This is a genomic window from Bradyrhizobium sp. JYMT SZCCT0428 (genome assembly GCF_018131075.1).
In the GTDB taxonomy this organism is placed as follows: domain Bacteria; phylum Pseudomonadota; class Alphaproteobacteria; order Rhizobiales; family Xanthobacteraceae; genus Bradyrhizobium.
Genome location: NZ_JAFCLS010000002.1, coordinates 192272 through 208430, shown reverse-complemented (window position 1 = coordinate 208430; position 16159 = coordinate 192272). Strand labels below are relative to the sequence as shown.

At 58.8% G+C, this 16159-nt stretch carries 13 protein-coding genes; 7 read left to right on the top strand and 6 right to left on the bottom strand.

The genetic code is table 11. The annotated features are described in order from the left end of the window. Positions 1–3: 3 nt before the first annotated feature. From JQ575_RS02830 to JQ575_RS02820, 3 genes are all read right to left on the bottom strand, one after another. Positions 4–720, bottom strand: coding sequence for a hypothetical protein (locus JQ575_RS02830; RefSeq protein ID WP_212031769.1), 717 nt, complete (start codon positions 718–720; stop codon positions 4–6). A gap of 551 nt (positions 721–1271) precedes the next feature. Beyond that, positions 1272–1991, bottom strand: a complete 720-nt coding sequence (locus JQ575_RS02825) for a hypothetical protein (RefSeq protein WP_212031768.1) — start codon at positions 1989–1991, stop codon at positions 1272–1274. 107 nt (positions 1992–2098) lie between these two features. Beyond that, positions 2099–3073: a zinc-dependent alcohol dehydrogenase family protein gene (locus JQ575_RS02820; RefSeq protein WP_212031767.1), complete on the bottom strand. Its 975-nt coding sequence runs from the start codon at positions 3071–3073 to the stop codon at positions 2099–2101. Positions 3074–3323: 250 nt separating this feature from the next. On the opposite strand from JQ575_RS02820, the gene JQ575_RS02815 reads away from it, so the two are divergent. From JQ575_RS02815 to JQ575_RS44345, 5 genes are all read left to right on the top strand, one after another. Further along, the gene (locus JQ575_RS02815) at positions 3324–3818 is read left to right on the top strand and encodes a helix-turn-helix domain-containing protein (protein ID WP_212031766.1); all 495 of its coding nucleotides are present in this window, start codon (positions 3324–3326) and stop codon (positions 3816–3818) included. Positions 3819–4267: 449 nt separating this feature from the next. After that, on the top strand, positions 4268–4807 hold the full coding sequence (locus JQ575_RS02810) for a S26 family signal peptidase (RefSeq protein WP_212031765.1): 540 nt from the start codon (positions 4268–4270) through the stop codon (positions 4805–4807). Between the two features lie 281 nt (positions 4808–5088). Continuing rightward, the gene (locus JQ575_RS02805) at positions 5089–6276 is read left to right on the top strand and encodes a Fic family protein (RefSeq protein WP_249166389.1); all 1188 of its coding nucleotides are present in this window, start codon (positions 5089–5091) and stop codon (positions 6274–6276) included. Between the two features lie 380 nt (positions 6277–6656). Further along, positions 6657–7019 (top strand): hypothetical protein, encoded by a 363-nt coding sequence (locus JQ575_RS44350; protein ID WP_249166388.1) that lies wholly within the window; start codon positions 6657–6659, stop codon positions 7017–7019. Next, positions 6928–8622, top strand: a complete 1695-nt coding sequence (locus JQ575_RS44345) for a relaxase/mobilization nuclease and DUF3363 domain-containing protein (RefSeq protein WP_312015871.1) — start codon at positions 6928–6930, stop codon at positions 8620–8622. The genes JQ575_RS44350 and JQ575_RS44345 overlap by 92 nt, the downstream gene beginning before the upstream one ends. A gap of 1438 nt (positions 8623–10060) precedes the next feature. On the opposite strand, the gene JQ575_RS02795 is transcribed toward JQ575_RS44345, so the two are convergent. The 3 genes from JQ575_RS02795 to JQ575_RS02785 all read right to left on the bottom strand — a co-directional run bounded on the left by JQ575_RS02795 (position 10061) and on the right by JQ575_RS02785 (position 13660). Next, positions 10061–11245 carry a DUF2235 domain-containing protein gene (locus JQ575_RS02795; protein ID WP_212031763.1) on the bottom strand — a complete coding sequence of 395 codons (1185 nt, stop codon included), beginning with the start codon at positions 11243–11245 and terminating at the stop codon, positions 10061–10063. A gap of 85 nt (positions 11246–11330) precedes the next feature. Further along, the gene (locus JQ575_RS02790; protein WP_212031762.1) at positions 11331–12143 is read right to left on the bottom strand and encodes a hypothetical protein; all 813 of its coding nucleotides are present in this window, start codon (positions 12141–12143) and stop codon (positions 11331–11333) included. A 422-nt stretch (positions 12144–12565) separates the two neighbouring features. Continuing rightward, complete coding sequence (locus JQ575_RS02785) at positions 12566–13660, bottom strand: site-specific integrase (protein ID WP_212031761.1); 1095 nt, start codon at positions 13658–13660, stop codon at positions 12566–12568. 132 nt (positions 13661–13792) lie between these two features. Here JQ575_RS02785 and dusA point away from each other — a divergent pair, with 132 nt between their 5' ends. Both dusA and JQ575_RS02775 read left to right on the top strand, forming a co-directional pair. Continuing rightward, complete coding sequence (gene dusA, locus JQ575_RS02780; protein ID WP_409364756.1) at positions 13793–14788, top strand: tRNA dihydrouridine(20/20a) synthase DusA; 996 nt, start codon at positions 13793–13795, stop codon at positions 14786–14788. A gap of 231 nt (positions 14789–15019) precedes the next feature. Continuing rightward, positions 15020–16147 carry a TRAP transporter substrate-binding protein gene (locus JQ575_RS02775; protein ID WP_212031760.1) on the top strand — a complete coding sequence of 376 codons (1128 nt, stop codon included), beginning with the start codon at positions 15020–15022 and terminating at the stop codon, positions 16145–16147. Positions 16148–16159: the final 12 nt, after the last annotated feature.

The window sequence follows — 16159 nt, the reverse complement described above, 5'->3', positions numbered from 1 at the left end:
TCTTTATGAGAGCCGGATGTCGGCAATATCGATGGCGACCACAACGCCTTCGGTGATCGCGGTGCCATCGGCTCTTCGACGATAAGCACGCCGCTTGGTTGCGATCCTGACGCCGTCAAAATCCCGATACTCGGAGATGTAGTGCGCCATCGGAATTCCGCCGGTGACGACCGCGCCGTAGTCGACGCGTGAGATCAGGCCGTTATCATCGACGTGAAACACCTGTTCGGGACAATGCGTCGCGACTGCGTCCGGAAACGTCACCTTGAGCCGACGCCGCCTTTCGCTTGGTTCGTCCCACGGCTCGATCTCTTCCGTTTTGAATCCCGGCAACTGGAAGAGGAACGGCGAATTTAGATAGTTCCAGATCGCGTAACCTGAAAAATAGGCGAGATGCAGATCATCCCAGGCGGTCTCGACCGTGTGGCCTTCAAAGGCGGCGCGTGGATTTGCCCTGCTCTTGATGGGCTTGCCATTCGAGGTCTCGATGGCTACGGCCTCGGGATGATAGACGCTGCGCCAGTCCGGCTTGGTGAACGGCTGATAGCTGACCCGCTGAGCGCCGGTATCGGCCGTGACGTGAACCTGCTTCAGGGCATCGGGCCAACCTTTTCTTGCCCATAGCAGGCCGGTGATCGACATATTGCCCTCGATCGTCCTGGCCGATTTCCAGCGTGTGACACCGTGAGCGTTGAGGACAAGGTCGCGCAGTTCGCTCATATCCATTGCCCTCCCGTTGTGCAGTGATAAACTCTAATAATAAGAGTGACTGGAAGGCAAGTGAATTCTTGCATGAAGATTCCTAGTCGGGTCATTGGATAGCGGGCCGGGCGAGTTTGCGCTGGTAATATGAGCTATTCCGAAGGTCCACGCAGATGTGCTCGAAAGAGTTTTGAGGGAATGGCTTGTTCGATCGCCGGGGACACACGATGCCATGCTTCATAGCTGCTGACAGACCGCTCGTGTCCCAAGGGCCGATGGGAAAAATAATACTTTCGCCGGAAAATGTATCGCTGTTGGAAAGAACCTCTTTCGAATGGCCCTCGGCATGTCGCAGCTTCGGCAATGTCGACGTCACGATCATCTGCAAAGCCGACATCGGTCGGCGTGCCGTGCTGATCCGCTGTGCCGCTGAGGTGACGGTCTCTATGCGCCGGCACTGACGGTCCCGGTCATCAGGCTCGGCTCTTGCTTCGCTAAGGCAGGCTGCCCTTGCATAACAACGGAGATACCCATTTGTTTGCGTGCTTCCTGCCGTCTCGATGCTTTCCTTAAGTCAAGGTTATTGCAGAGATATCAATACCGACGAGGACAGATTCAGTATTTGGAGTTCCGTCCGGGTTTCTCCTGAACGCGCGCCGTTTGGTTGGCATCATAATCCCTTGAATGTTCTTGTACTCGGACATGTAGTGTGCGGCTGGAGCGCCACCTGCCACCAGCGTGGTATAATCCAAACGAGCGATGAGCCCGTTTTCATCGACGTGGAATATCTGGTCCGGACAGTGAGTCCCGACCTTCTCGGGAAAAGTGATCTTCAGCCGCCGGCGTACCGTGCCTTGGTCGGACGCCGGATCTATTTCCTCCGCTTTGGCACTCTCGGTGACAAACATAAATGGAGTATTCAGGTAATTCCAAAGTGCATACCCGGTAAAGTAAGCCAGATGCAGCCTATCCCACGTAGTCTGGAGGGTGTGCCCTTCAAACGCCTTTCTTGGATGCACGCGCTCCTCAATAAGCTTCCCGTCGATTGTCTCTAGCCGAACACGATCCGGCTCGTAGATGCTTTGCACGCCTTCTTCGGTAAAGTGCGTATAGCAAGTTCGCTGTTCTTTTGTTTGCGCCTTCAACTGAACATTGTTGAAGACACCGTCCCATCCCTTTCTAGTCCAGTGCGAACCATGCATCGAAAGGTTCACATCGATCGCGTTGAATTTTCGCCATTGCTCAAGGGTTCCGTGAGACTCAAGCACCAGATCTAAAAGAGCAGTCATGTTTCCTCCGCTTGGCCCTATTAGAATTAGGACAATCGCTTCCCATATCGGACTAGTCGCGGATTCAGGCGCCCTGGAGCTCAGGGCACCTGACCGTTGATTATCCATTAGTTGGGTTTCAGAAGGACTTTCCCGCCTTTCTGCGCATGCGCCATGGCCTGAGTTGCCTGCTCGAGCGAATATACGCCGGCGACCGGAACGTGCAGTTTGCCTTCGGCGATCAGTCGCTCGGCTGTCCGCGTATGAGCCGCAAGCTTTTCGTGTGCATCTCGAAAGCGCGGATATCCCAGCCAAAACCCTTCCAGGGTCACCTGCTTGAAAATAATGATCAGCGGACTCATGGCCGCGGGCGTTCCGCTGATGCCGCCATAGGCGACCATCTTGGCGTTTGACGTTAGGCAAGACGCAACCGAGTGCGAGGAGTCGCCACCCACGCCGTCGATGCCCAGCTTGATTCTGGCCTTGCCGGTCGCCGCTGCGACCTGCTTCGCAACGTCCGGTCCATCGACAAGGACGATGTCAGCTCCGGCTGACTTGAGCTCATCCACGAGTTCGGATCTGCGCACGAGGCTTACCGAGCGCAGTCCGAACTCTCGTGCAAACGCAATGACGCTGCGCCCCACACCGGAATTGCCGGCGTTCTGGATGATCCAGTCGTCCTTGCCGAGTTCGACATACTCGGTTAAGAGCAATGCCGCTGTCAGCGGATTGATCCGAAGCATTGACAGCTGTTGGGGATCGGCTTGCTCAGACAAGACGATGAGATTGGCGGCCGCGACCGTTATGGCCTGCCTCCACACGGGAAGTCCGGTCGGAATGGCGACACGATCGCCTATCTTTACATTTTTAACCGAGTCTCCAACGGCGACAACGCGTCCAATAGCTTCGTTCCCGAGCGGCGCCGGCGGCTCTGGCCTGATCCCATACCTGCCGCGGATCATCAGAAGTTCAGCGGGACCGATCGCTGAGTATTCGACTTCGACCGTGGCTTCATTTGCTGCCGGCGGTGGGGGTGGATCGCTTTCGACAACTTCAACCACCTCTGTGGGATTGCCAAACTTGGACATTTGCAAAAGCTTCATTGTTCCTCCGCGAGAGCCGTATGGCTCATTCCACCAGTCAATCTCATGGGTTCGCTGACGGCTCGACGCGAAACCATGCCAAGTTCGCATAATGAACTGTCGGAAATGGTTGGCGCCTGCGTTCTTTAACTCTAATAATAAGAGTGACTGGAAGGCAAGTGAATTCTGCTTGAAGATTCCCGGTTTGGCCTTGGATAGCGCGCCAAGCGAGTTTACTCTGGTAATAAGAGTTATTCGGAGGTCCACGCAGATGCGCTCGAAGAGTTTTGAGGGAATGGCTTGTTCGATCGCCGGGGTGCTCGATGCCGTCGGCGATCGCTGGGCAATTCTGATCCTGCGCGACCTGTCGCTGGGTTTGAGCAAATACGAGGATTTGAGAAAGTCGACTGATGTTACCCATGCCACCTTGTCCGACCGTCTTAAGCATCTTGAAGAAAATGAGCTGATTGAGCGGCGGCAGTATCAGTCGGGTCCTGATCGTTACGAGTACCTCCTGACTCGAAAGGGCAGGGACGTCATCCTCGTCGTTCAGGCGCTTGCCCAGGTCGGGGACAAATGGGGAGTTACCGGGGACGCCGGCCCCCCTCTCAAATTCATCAACAAGAACAGCGGACGCCAGGTGAAGCTGGCGCTCGTGGATGAGAAGTCGGCCGAAGTGGTCCGCATGAGGGATGTTCGGCCTCAGGCCGGCCCAGGCGCCGACGATCTGGTGAGGTGGCGACTGACCAAGTTCGATCAACGATGATTTCCTTCCCGCTGCATAGGGAAAGCGCGACGGTGCCTCTCCGGGCCAGAGTCTTCAGGATGGGAACTCAGGTCAATTCTATTTTGGAATTCACTTTTCCGAGAATGGGTCGTTTATTGCGATTGAAACTCCCCAGGCGAGCGGCATCGTTCCGCTGACTTGGACCTTGGGCCGGCTGCATTGCAGCTGGCCCTTTTTGTGAGCCAGCATAGCCGTCGAGTGACAGGAATAGTGCAAACGAGCCTCTGGTATTCCAGCCGGCGGTAGAATAAGTGCTAAAAACGAACTTATAAATTTCTCGCTCGGGTGGTAGTTGGTATCGCCCTTGGCGACCAACGGAGGGAAGGAACATGAGCGTTACAGACTTCATTCGCAGCGAAGTGAACGCAAACGAGATTCTTCTGTTCATGAAGGGGACGCCGACAGCGCCGGCTTGTGGACGACCTCCGATGCGAATTGATCGCGCCCGCCTGCGGCTGCAGGTCCCCGTCCTGGCCGCGATGTCCGCGGCCATCGTGTCGCTTCTCATTAGCTTCGGAGATCGAACCCCACTTGTGATCTACAATGCCTCGGGCAGCGCCCCTCTCGGGTTTTATTACCTTGAGAACCGGTTTCCCGACCGCGGGGAGATGGCGGTGGTCCGGCCACCGCCATTGATCGAACTGATGTTGGTGGCGCGTGGAATCCTGGCCCCGTCGGTGCCGCTCCTCAAGCAGATTGCAGCCGCAGGTGGCGACGAAGTCTGCCGTTCGAAGGATCCACTTCATGTGATTACCATCAACGGCAAGGTCGTAGCCGAGACGTTCGACAACGATCGCGACGGGCGTCCGCTGCCGGAGTGGGAGGGCTGCCTGAAGCTGATCGACGGTGAATTCTTCCTGCTGCAGCCGCATCCGCTTTCGTTCGATTCACGGTATTTTGGCCCGGTCCTTCGTTGCGACATCGTCGGCGTCGCACGTCCCTTATGGACTTGGAATCCCCCGGGCTAACTCCCTGCCGATCTAGACCGGGCTCCAGGGGGGGCCGAGATCGCAAAATAGGGGCCGATCCAGCCAAGATCGGCCAGAAAAGCGGCCAGGATTTCTGGAATATTAGATATTGTTATTATATTTCAATAGGTTCCGTAATGTGTCAGATCGGCCAGAGCTGACTGTCAACCAATCTGCCTAAGATCGGCCACAAGATCGGCCAAAGTGGGCGATCTTTACAAGAAAATCATTTATATTGAATATGTTAATACAACAGCAGATCGGCCAATATGAGCCCCGTCATGGAAACCGTCGAACGCATCGAGCCTGCCCGGCTGGAGGACCTATCGGAAGCCATTTCGGACGTGGTCGCCGAGCTGTCGGCTGCGGCCGCGAAGCTCGGTCACGCGCTCAATCCGCAGACCGCCGCCAATCTCGCTGGCCTCGTGCGGATCATGAACACCTACTACAGCAATCTGATCGAGGGCCATAACACCAGGCCCCGCGATATCGCGCGTGCCATCGACGGCAATTTTGACAACGACGAGGCGCGGCGCAACCTGCAGATCGAGGCCGCCGCCCATGTGCGCGTACAGTCCGAAATCGATCTAATGGCACTCGAAAATCGTCTGCCTGAACCGGCCTCGGTCGATTTCATTCTCTGGCTCCATCGCGAATTCTACCGCGACGCCGCGCCTGAGATGCTTCGCATCCAGGGCGCCGAAACCCAGTTCACGATGCAGCCCGGGACATGGCGCTCAACGTCCGAACACGATGTCGCGGTCGGCCGGCATCAGCCGCCCTCCAGCGATCGTGTCGAAGCGTTCATGACGTATTTTGCCAAGCGTTATCGCTTCGAGCCCCTCGGTAAAGCGGCGCGGATCACCGCCATTCCGGCCGCGCATCACCGCTTCAACTACATCCATCCCTTCCCTGACGGTAACGGCCGCGTCAGCCGCCTGATGAGCCACGCCATGGCGCATCTCGCCGGAATCGGCGCGCACGGACTATGGTCGGTCTCGCGCGGACTGGCGCGTGGCCTGACCGGACCTGGCGATTACAAACGGATGATGGACCACGCCGACATGCCGCGGCAGGGCGATCTCGACGGCCGGGGCAACCTCTCGCAGCGTGCATTGAACGAATACGTTCTCTGGTTCCTGCAGGTCTGCCTGGATCAGGTAACGTTCATGACAGGCCTGTTCGAGATCGAGACGCTGGCCCAGCGAATGCGCAATCTCGTCGAACGCAGCGAGCAGTTAAAGCCGGAGGCTGCGCGGCTTCTCGAGGAAGCATTGATCCGCGGACAGTTCGATCGCGGTGAAGTTCCGCGCATCACCGGCCTTCCCGAACGAACGGCGCGGCGCGTCTTCAACGACGTCATCGCCGCCGGCCTTCTTGCCTCCGACACACCCAAAGGCCCGGTGTCGCTGCGCTTTCCTTTTGATACGCTTGACGTGCTGTTTCCGCGATTATTTCCGGAAATCTAGTGGCACCAAGGGACGCCGTGGGAGCCTCGCGCGCGCCTATTTGTGCGCAAAATGGTGGTGCTTTTTGTATGTATTCGCTGTCAGCCAGGCTCTGTTCGCAACCGCGCGCCCGGGCCTCGGAGTGTTGTGATGTTTTCGCCAAAGGACCCGTTAGTCAGCATGAGCCAATCAGCCGGCAGATCAAGCGGGAGGGCAAGATAAAAGCACTGGCGCCCAAACGCGCCCAAGTCGTTGTCTGCACATCCAGGATTTGTCGCCACCGTCGAAGACGGTGTCGCCAACTCCCAGTTAAGTACCTTTTGCGATTGATGAACCACGTCTGCGTCTTGACGCACCGGAAATCCGTTCACACATGCGCCTGCCATTGGCGGAGATCGCTTGTGTCCGACACCGATGACGAGTTCAGGGTCAGGCTTGGCCGGATCGGCAACCGCCGCGGCCGCAAGGCAATCGGCTACGTCAAGCGCGTCCGCAAGATCGCGCAAAAAGCCGGCATCGGAACAACGCACCGGGCTTCCGGTTTTACCGGCTCACGCATCGGCCGCGGTTATGCGCAGGGAACGGTGTTCGCCAGCCGTCGCTCCGCAGGCCAGCGCCGGGTCGTCATCAAGGCGCGGATCGTCCGCATCAAGGCCGGGCAATGCCGGCGCGGTGCGGGCTCATCTGCGCTATGTCCAGCGCGACGGCGTCACGCGCGAGGGGAATCCCGGCGAGCTCTACGACGAGGGCAGGGATCACGTTGACGGCAAGGCGTTCGCTGAGCGAGGGGAAGGCGACCGCCACCAGTTTCGCTTCATTGTGGCGCCGGAGGATTCTGCCGAAATCGCCGACCTCAAACCGTTCGTCCGCGACCTGATGCGGCAGATGGAATCCGATCTCGGAACCAGGCTCGATTGGGTCGCCGCCGATCACTTTAACACCGGCCACCCCCACAGCCATATCGTGGTGCGGGGCAAGGACGACCGCGGGAGCGACCTCGTGATCGCCCGCGATTACATCGGCCACGGGATGCGGGCCCGGGCAAGCGAACTGATTACCCGCGAGTTGGGCCCCGAAAGCGAACTGGACCATCTGCGCAAGCTTGAGCAGGAGGTTGGCGCAGAACGCTTCACCCGTCTCGACCGCGCGATTCTCCGCGACGCACGCGACGGCGTCCTTGCGCTTTCCGCCAAGCCTGAGCGTGACCCGCGGCACCATGCCATGCGGATGGGGAGGCTCCGGGCGCTCGAGCGCCTGGGTCTAGTGGAAGAGACGGCGCCGGGCGCCTGGCGGATCGCCGGAGATATCGAGCCGACCTTACGGCGCATGGGGGAGCGCGGCGATATCATCAAGACCATGCACCGCGACCTCAGAGAAGCTGGGCTGGATCGCGCTGCGGCCGATCGGGCGATCTTCGACCCCAAAGAAGGCGGCCGCGTCGTCGGACGCCTGGTCGCGGAAGGGTTCTCGGACGAATTGCGCGAGCGACGCTATGCGGTTGTCGACGGCGTCGATGGCCGAACCCATTACGTCGAACTCGGTTTACGGCGCGCCGAGGACGAGCCGCTGGTTCGTAATACGATCGTTGAACTGCGCGCGCGGGAGGCCGGTCCGCGCCCGGTCGACCGCACCATTGCGGAGGTCGCGTCCCGTAATCAAGGGCTCTACAGCGCGGATCTTCATCGCGACACCGACCCCCGCGCTTCATCTGAATTTATCGAAAGTCACGCTCGCCGGCTTGAGGTGATGCGAAGGCAGGGCTTGGCCGAGCGGTTGCCAGACGGGCGATGGCAAGTTGGGCAGGGTCACCTCGATCGGGCGGAGCGCTTCGAGGTGGTGAACCGTTCAGAACGTCCCGTGCGAATGACGGTGTTGTCGTGGCAGAATCTGGAGGTGCTGCCCAATGCCACCGGGGCGACCTGGCTTGACCGCCACCTGGTCGCAAAGGAGCCTGAGACGATCGCCCCGATGGGGTTGGGCTCAGAGGTCGGCTCGGCCCTTCGCGCACGGCGTCAATGGTTGCTCGAGCAGGGGCTCGCACGCGAGCAGGAAGGGAGGCTCGTCTACGCGCGCAATCTGCTGCAAACCTTGGAGCGGCGCGAGCTTGCCGAGGTCGGCGCCCGTATCGTCGGCGAAACCGGCCTTGGATATTCGGAAGTCAAGCCCGGCGATCGGCTGACCGGAACCTACCGGCGAACGCTCACGCTGAACAGTGGGCGGTTTGCCCTGATCGAACGGGCGCAGGAATTCAGCCTGGTGCCATGGCGGCCGGTGCTTGAACGCGCAAAGGGGCAGGCGGTCACCGGTGTCGTGGGCGGTGAGGGGATTTCGTGGTCGATCGGAATCAAGCGCGGTATGGGGCGATGACGGGATCTGAACTGCGATCCCTTGGTGTCCTTGCCGCGGCCTTCACCGGCCCAAATTCTCCACCAAAATTTTTGCCTTGCCCGTATTGCCAATCCAGTCGGCGATTGCGGATTCATATCCCCACACGCCAAGGACCGGCTTGTTCAGGTACACGAACAATTCGCCGTCGCGTTTCGGAGTGATGGTTTCAGCAAGCTTCTCGGATTTGTCGGGAACGACATAGTCGGCGTCGTTGACCAGCAGATTGTCGTTCTGTCTTGGCGGCGCCCGGTCCAGAAAGTCTTCTTCGTTTCCCTTCGAACCTATCCGGAAGACAATGTTACCCCACGGACGGTCGAAAGTGCGCCTGAACGGGAACAACAGCGCCATCGTGGCTGCCTTGAGCATGGGAAGGCGGGAAATTGGCTGCCCTCCCATGTAAGACTCCTCACCGAAAAACGTCCACTTTCCGGTTGGTGGGTTCGTTTCCGGATCCGGAAGGCGTGTGACCGTGATCCGATACTTGACGCCGGTCTCGAGAAATACGCCGGTCGAAACGCAGAGATTGCTGGGCTTGTTGCCGGGCGCTTCCGGCGATGTATCAAACATTAGTTCGGCCTGATTTTTCCCGGCGACATTCTTGAAGCCACTACGTTCGGCCGTGGGGCCGGTAGCCGTACAAAAGCTACCGAGGCCATCGCGGATATTGAAATGGTAGTGGCTGCCGAGTGCTATGGCCAAATACAGCAGCCCGACCGCGGAGGCCGCGGGTGCAAGATAATATTTAAACCCGCGTAATGTGGCTTGGTAGAGCCACCACGTCCGAAGTTTCCTGACCCACCTGCCAGGCAAAAAGTAGAAAAGCAGGAAGGCGAGGAGAAACGATCGAACCGGTTGCGCGGTATAGGCAAGCATGGCGTCGTTGGCAACTCCCGAAAGGCTCAACCGTCCCAACAAGGGTAACGCGGCGAGCCAGGGGTAGAACAGCAGGTAGCTGATGATGCCGACAAACAGCAGTGTTTGGATTGGTGAGGCCACCGTGGGTGCCCTTCGCACCGCCGGCCTGTTGGTGTCGGGGAGATAGGTCGTCCACAGTATTCTCATACTGTCGCTGATCGAACCCGCAAGCTTCGAGCTGATCCAGATGAGAAAGCCAACCAGAAAAGCCCACACAAGGAACCATGCCGGATCCCGCGCATAGGCGTCGATCCACCGCGAGGCCATGCCCGGAAGAACTGCACCAATCAGCCGGATGGTGTCAGATACGAAGCGTAGCGGACTGCGGAGCTCCTGAAAAACGTAGCTGTCCCTGAAAAGGGGATAGAGCAGCAGGTAGCCGGTCGCAAAGACCGTAAGAAAGTAGATTGCGCGCCTTCGCCAGACAATATCCCAGACACCTTCCTGATCCTTGTGTCGGTCGTCGGACAACTTGCCTTCAGCGACCTCATCGTTGTTAGGTTCAATGGAGGTTGGAGGGTTCGAGATCATCGGCCCTGAAGGCCAGTAGCTGATGCGAGGATCGTTCGAGCGCACCACCTCGTATTCGCCCGGAAAGCCGATAGGCGCGTAAAAATGAGCGCCAAGTTTTATTCGGCCGAACACCGCCTCGTGGATCTTGGGAACAGGTCTTGGGTGCGGTTTGCCGTCCTCGCCCAGGGTGACCGGCATTGCGTCGTAGAATTCCTGAATCTTCCGGGGACTGTACCGGTAATAGCCGCCCAGGCCGCTGCGGGAGTTGTAGAGTCGGCCATCCTTGTCCTTTGCCGAGTCGGTGCTCAGAAGTGCATCGGGCTCCGCGTGCTTCCGCCATCATCCACGCGAGCGAAATATTGGCAAGTGAATCGTCCGGGTATCCGCCTCCGACGTTGGAGTGCACGCCCGTGAACCAAACCTGGAGCAATTGCTCGTCGCGGGTGGTCCTGACGATACCGCTCGACACGGTGTTGGACCCATCCTCATTCCACAGGACCGGATGAAACGTCGCGCGCTCGTCGTCTATCGCGAGCGCATGGCGCGCTTTAAGGATCTTCGTGTTGAAATCCTTGTTCGGCATTTCGAGTGGCCACAGCCAGTCGTTTACGCCGCGCGTCATTTCGTCGATCGGAAGGCCATAGGCGGCAACAGTATCCCACACGCCCACAAACTCGATGGTATCCACCATGCGCTCGCACGAGGTGTAGAATCGCTGGTCCAGCAGGAACTGGGCTAGCCGAAACGGATACTGCAGGTTCCACGCTGGATACTTGTCGTGGCGATACGCCCGGAAGGCAGCACGCGCCTTCTGGTCGAGTTCGCCTTCATTGGCAAATTTGACGAGGCCCTGGTTCAGGACGAGGCCGATCACAATGCGGATGGTGAAAGCGCCACGGCTGAATCCGAATGCATAAATCTTGTCGCCGGACTCGTAGTTTCGGCAGAGAAATTTGTAGAGGTTCAGCACGTTGCGCTTCAATCCCCAGCCAAAAACGCCGCCCAGAATGGCCAGAGGTTTGAACGCAGAGGTTCCGACCCCGTCATCGTAAATAGCGATCTGGTCAGACGCCTTCAGCTCAAGCGACTGAAACGTTCGCCAGACATTGGTGCGCCAGACTTTGCCAGCCGCGTTGCCTGTTCCGTCGGAAAGCAGAACAATCCGTTTTACCATCGCATCCTCCCCGGGGGAATCTCTTCATCTACGAAAGGCGCCAATTGCAATTCCTAACAGCAAGAATCAGGGCGCCGCCTGGCGGTCAAACCGGCTTCGGCATCAACAACAGCAAGCCATTGAGTGCAGCCAGGAAACCGACCTGGCCGATCGCGAGCGCGACGGTCGTGAGTTTGATTCCGGTGAGTGCGCTCAAGTTCTTGAACGAAGCTTCTGTTAGCCGGGCGGGTGACATGAGTATTGCTGCGATCGTCGCATCTTCCGCCAGATCAGACGCCATGTAGAGCAGCGGAAATACCCACCAGACCCAGGCTGGAACATGTGAAAGGAATTCGAGGCGGGTTCCGAGCGATACCGACGCAAGCCCCAGCAAGACGCCCAGACCGATCAGGAAGAGTGCATCGAGCGGAAAGAGGACGGGGCAAACATAGCCGCGGATGGCACCGCTGTTGGCCTTGTCGGCCAGCCAGCGTCCCAGCGTCGACGGACTCAGGACCTCAGTTTGCGAAGGAATGTATTTGAGCCGCTCCAGAAAGCGGCTTTCGACATCCTTGCCGTACTTTGGCGTAACGAGGAATTTCCGGCGGTCTGGATTTCTACGGTCCGCTCGCAGCGACGGCAGGAGATACGCAGCACGTGGCGCTGAATTTCCGAAAGACGTCTCAGCCGTATCTGGGCCTCGGTCGCATCGGCGCGAGGGTCTTTGAGGACCGATTCCCAATATTCCGCCGGGAGGCGCGAACAAGCGAGGGAAGACGCCGCTAGGCAGAAGGAACGCCAACGGCAAAAGCAGGCGGTCGACAACGCACAGGCGGCGTTCGACAAGGCTGAGCGGGAGCACACCGATAGGGCGGCGGCAATCCAGGCCGAGGTGGAGGCTCTTGCGAAGAGATCCCAAGCCGAAGATGCCAGGTGGGACAAGGAAAAGGAGCGGATGAACGCCGCGCTGCGGCGTGCGCGGGGCTAACTAACGGCTGTTAGTCTGCTGCACTCAGGGCGAAGGCCAGCTGCTCGCATCAGGCTTTATCGTTACAATCTTGGGCTGCTTACGAATTCGCGTGATTCGAGTATCGCCGATAGAGCAAAACACATCTTCGACCATCGCGAGCGCGGCCAAAACGGGGCTTTGCTTCTTTCTCGAGACCATCATGCGAACAAAACGGAAATCCATTCTGTGGCGGTAACTGAGGCGGTCCCAAATTATCGACCTTCCAAAACGTCGTAAGCTTCTGTAATCGCTGGTGGGCCCGGCAGGACTCGAACCTGCAACCAGACCGTTATGAGCGGCCTGCTTGTCGGCCGCAATGCAGAATAGATCGGCTACGAGGCAGCTAACGTCTCCATGAATTCTTCCATTGACGGTTGCTGCGCATATTGCAGCTTGAGAAGATCTTCAACCTTAAGGTTGGTATAGCGCTGGAGTTGGCGCCAATCTTTGTGGCCGGTGACCAGTGCTACCTTTTCGATTGGAAGGCCTGCCTCGAACAGACGGCTCGTTCCCTCGTGACGCAGATCGTGGAAGTGCAGGTCTTCGATTTTGAGTTCATCGCACGCCCGGGTGAATGCCGCGCTGACGGATCTGTGGTTATGGGGAAAGATCCGTCCATACCCTCGAGTCACAATCCGCTGCTGAAGCACGACCTCCCAAGCGTCATAGCCCGTTAGGTTGAGCAAAGGTACTTTCTGGTCATTTCCGTCCTTATTTCTCGGATCCTTTCTGTCTTGAATGACCACCAATCGTTTTTTCATGTCGACCAGTGGCCACTCGGGTTTGCAGATCTCCTCCTGGCGCAATGTCGTTGCCACGGCATACCTGACGATCCGTCCCATCGGTATGAACTGTCGAGGGTTCGTCTCAAAATATTCGATCAGTTCGTCGAGTTCGTCCTGTGTAGGTCGTCGGTCACGCTCATTGCTTTTTCCGACCAAGTTGAGGTGACTTAACGCGACGCGTGCGAGGCGGGCTTCCTCGGCCGAAACCTCGATTCCGTGCACCGCAGCGGCATGCGTTATGATTGTCCGGATGAACGACAAATCGATTGCCAACGTTGCGGGACCCGCGCCTTGTTTGGCTCGCTTCCTTCCGAACTCAATCAGCCGTTCTCGATTGAGCGCGGGAAGCTTCACACTGCCAAGCTCATCCTTTAGCGCCGCCATCACGGCAGCTTTTGACCGGCGAGGGGGCTTTCCAACCTCGTGCATGTCTTCATCGTGCAGGTCGATGAGATCGCCAAAAGTGCGAACGTTCCGAACCGCGCGGGGTTTGGAGGATCCATTGCGGTCGATGTTGCGCTCCATTTCAAGCGCCCACTCTTCGCCGTCCTTGCGCCGTCGGAACGTCTCAGCCACATAACGGGTCTTGCGCCGGACCTGGACGCGCCAGTTTCCGGATGCCAATTGTGTGAAGGTCGCCACGCGTGTGCACTCCGACTTTCGTGTGCACTATGTGTGCACTGAGAGGTCAAAACGGGTACAAACGTGTGCAATTTCGTCTAGTTTGGAGTGCACACGTTCGCTGTTCATCCCATTGAAGAGTAAGATAAACTGTTGAAATATCAAGACTATCGCTTTTCCGTTGCACCCATGATGGATTGGACCGACCGGCATTGCCGCGTGTTCCACCGTCTGATGACGCGGCGGGCGCGGCTTTACACGGAGATGCTGACGACCGGCGCCATCATTCATGGCGACCGAATGCGGCTGCTTGGCTTCGACCAAAGCGAGCACCCCGTTGCGCTGCAGCTTGGCGGCTCCGATCCGCGCGATCTCGCTACCGCCGCCAAGATCGGCGAGGATTTCGGCTATGACGAGATCAACCTCAACGTCGGCTGTCCGTCGGACCGGGTAAAGGACGGCCGCTTCGGCGCCTGCCTGATGGCAGAGCCGGCGTTGGTTGCCGAGGGCGTCGCGGCGATGAAGCGCGCGGTGAACATTCCCGTCACGGTCAAATGCCGTATCGGGATCGACGACCAGGATCCGGAAGTGGCGCTGGACGTGCTGGCGCGCGGCGTCGTTGCCGCGGGCGCCGATGCGCTGGTCGTGCACGCCCGCAAGGCCTGGCTCAACGGCTTGTCGCCGAAGGAGAACCGCGACATTCCGCCGCTTGATTACAACAGAGTCTATCGGCTGAAGGCCGCGCTGCCCGAGGTGCCCGTCATCATCAATGGCGGGATCGGCAGCCTTGCCGAGGCGAAGGCGCATCTTGCCCATGTCGATGGTGTGATGCTGGGGCGGGCGGCCTATCAGGAGCCGTGGCGCTTGCTCAATGTCGATCCGGAATTGTTCGGCGAGGCGGCGCCGCATCCGACCATGAAGGATGTGTTCGAGGCCATGATGCCCTACATCGAAAACCAGCTCGGGCAGGGCACGCGGCTGCATTCGATGACGCGGCACTTCGTCGGTGCATTTCACGGCGTGCCGGGGGCGCGCGCCTTCCGCCGCCATCTCGCCGAAAACGGCGTCAGGCAAGGCGCCGGCGCCAACGTATTGTGCGATGCGATTGCGCTGGTCGAAGCCCGCGCGGCGTCTTCGATCGCGGCCTGACGGCAACGCGGCCGGCGCGCAATCCAGGCTGATGGCAGCGCTGGTGCTGCCGGCAACTCCTTCAACTAACTGTCTCGATTTCACGAGCCAGGCCACGCCATCTTTCACCGGCTCACTTGCCGGTCCGACAGATATCGCCTTGACAGCGCAATCATCCCGTCCGTAACTTCAGTTCACAAAATCAAAAAACCATCAACCAAGGAGAAATGCTGCCAAAAGGGAGGAGTGAGAATGCTCAGATACACGTCTATTGTCGTGGCTGCTGCCCTCGGACTCGCCGCCACCTTTACGGACCCAGCCCAGGCTCAGACCCCGGCTCCGGCGCCCAAGCCCCTTGTATTAAAAGGGCAATCGACCCACCCCGCGTCGTCGAACTTCCACCTCATCTTCAAATTGTGGGCCGAGACCGTCGAAAAGATGACGGCTGGCCGCCTCAAGATTGAAACGCTCCCCGCCGGCGCCATCGTTCCCCCGTTCGAGGTCTTCGACGCAACGTCGAAGAACGTTCTCGATGTCGGAATGGCGCCGTTCGGCTACATCCTCGGTCGCAACACGGCGACGATTCCGATGTCGCACGGTCCGCTGTTCGGCATGGACGGGAGCGACTACTGGGCCTGGTACTACGACGGTGGCGGCATGGCCCTGCTGGAAGAATTCTACCGCGACGTCCTCAAGCTTAACGTCGTGGGCTTCCCGATTCCGACCGACTATCCGCAAGGCATGGGCTGGTTCAAGAAAGAGATCAACAGCCTCGCCGACCTCAAGGGGATGAAGTATCGCATCTACGGCATCGGCGCGGAGACCTACGGCCGGCTTGGCGTGTCGGTCGTCACCATACCGGGCGGCGAGATCGTCCCGGCGATGGAGCGCGGCGTGATCGAAGGCGCTGAATGGATCAACTGCGAGGAAGACAAGAAGCTCGGTCTGCATCAGGTCGCGAAGCACTACTACACCCCTGGCATGCACGAGCCCGTCACCGGCGGCCAGTTGATGATCAACGGCGATGTCTGGAAGAAGCTGACGCCGGACCTGCAGGAGATCATCAAGGTTGCCAGCGTCTACGCCACGACGCAGCGCAATTTCTCCTTCAACCGCGAGACCGCGCAGGCCTGCCAGGACCTCCTCAAGATGGGCGTCCAAATGCATCGCACGCCGGATGATGTCCTGAAGAACTTCCTCGACGAGTGGGAGAAGATCCAGTCCGAGTACGCCGCCAAGAATCCTTTCTACAAGAAGGCGATGGACAGTCAGAAGGCCTACGCCGAGAAGATCGTCCCGTTCAAGCTTTCCTGGTTCCCGCCGTATAATTTCGCCGGCGAGTACTACTGGAAGGACAAGGTCTATCTGCAGAAGAAGTGATCCGCTTTCGCG

Excerpts from the sequence above, each read along its gene's own strand:
- JQ575_RS02830 (WP_212031769.1), bottom strand. The coding sequence starts at position 720 with ATGAGCGAACTGCGCGACCTTGTCCTCAACGCTCACGGTGTCACACGC.
- JQ575_RS02825 (WP_212031768.1), bottom strand. The coding sequence starts at position 1,991 with ATGACTGCTCTTTTAGATCTGGTGCTTGAGTCTCACGGAACCCTTGAG.
- JQ575_RS02820 (WP_212031767.1), bottom strand. The coding sequence starts at position 3,073 with ATGAAGCTTTTGCAAATGTCCAAGTTTGGCAATCCCACAGAGGTGGTT.
- JQ575_RS02815 (WP_212031766.1), top strand. The coding sequence starts at position 3,324 with ATGCGCTCGAAGAGTTTTGAGGGAATGGCTTGTTCGATCGCCGGGGTG.
- JQ575_RS02810 (WP_212031765.1), top strand. The coding sequence starts at position 4,268 with ATGCGAATTGATCGCGCCCGCCTGCGGCTGCAGGTCCCCGTCCTGGCC.
- JQ575_RS02805 (WP_249166389.1), top strand. The coding sequence starts at position 5,089 with ATGGAAACCGTCGAACGCATCGAGCCTGCCCGGCTGGAGGACCTATCG.
- JQ575_RS02795 (WP_212031763.1), bottom strand. The coding sequence starts at position 11,245 with ATGGTAAAACGGATTGTTCTGCTTTCCGACGGAACAGGCAACGCGGCT.
- JQ575_RS02775 (WP_212031760.1), top strand. The coding sequence starts at position 15,020 with ATGCTCAGATACACGTCTATTGTCGTGGCTGCTGCCCTCGGACTCGCC.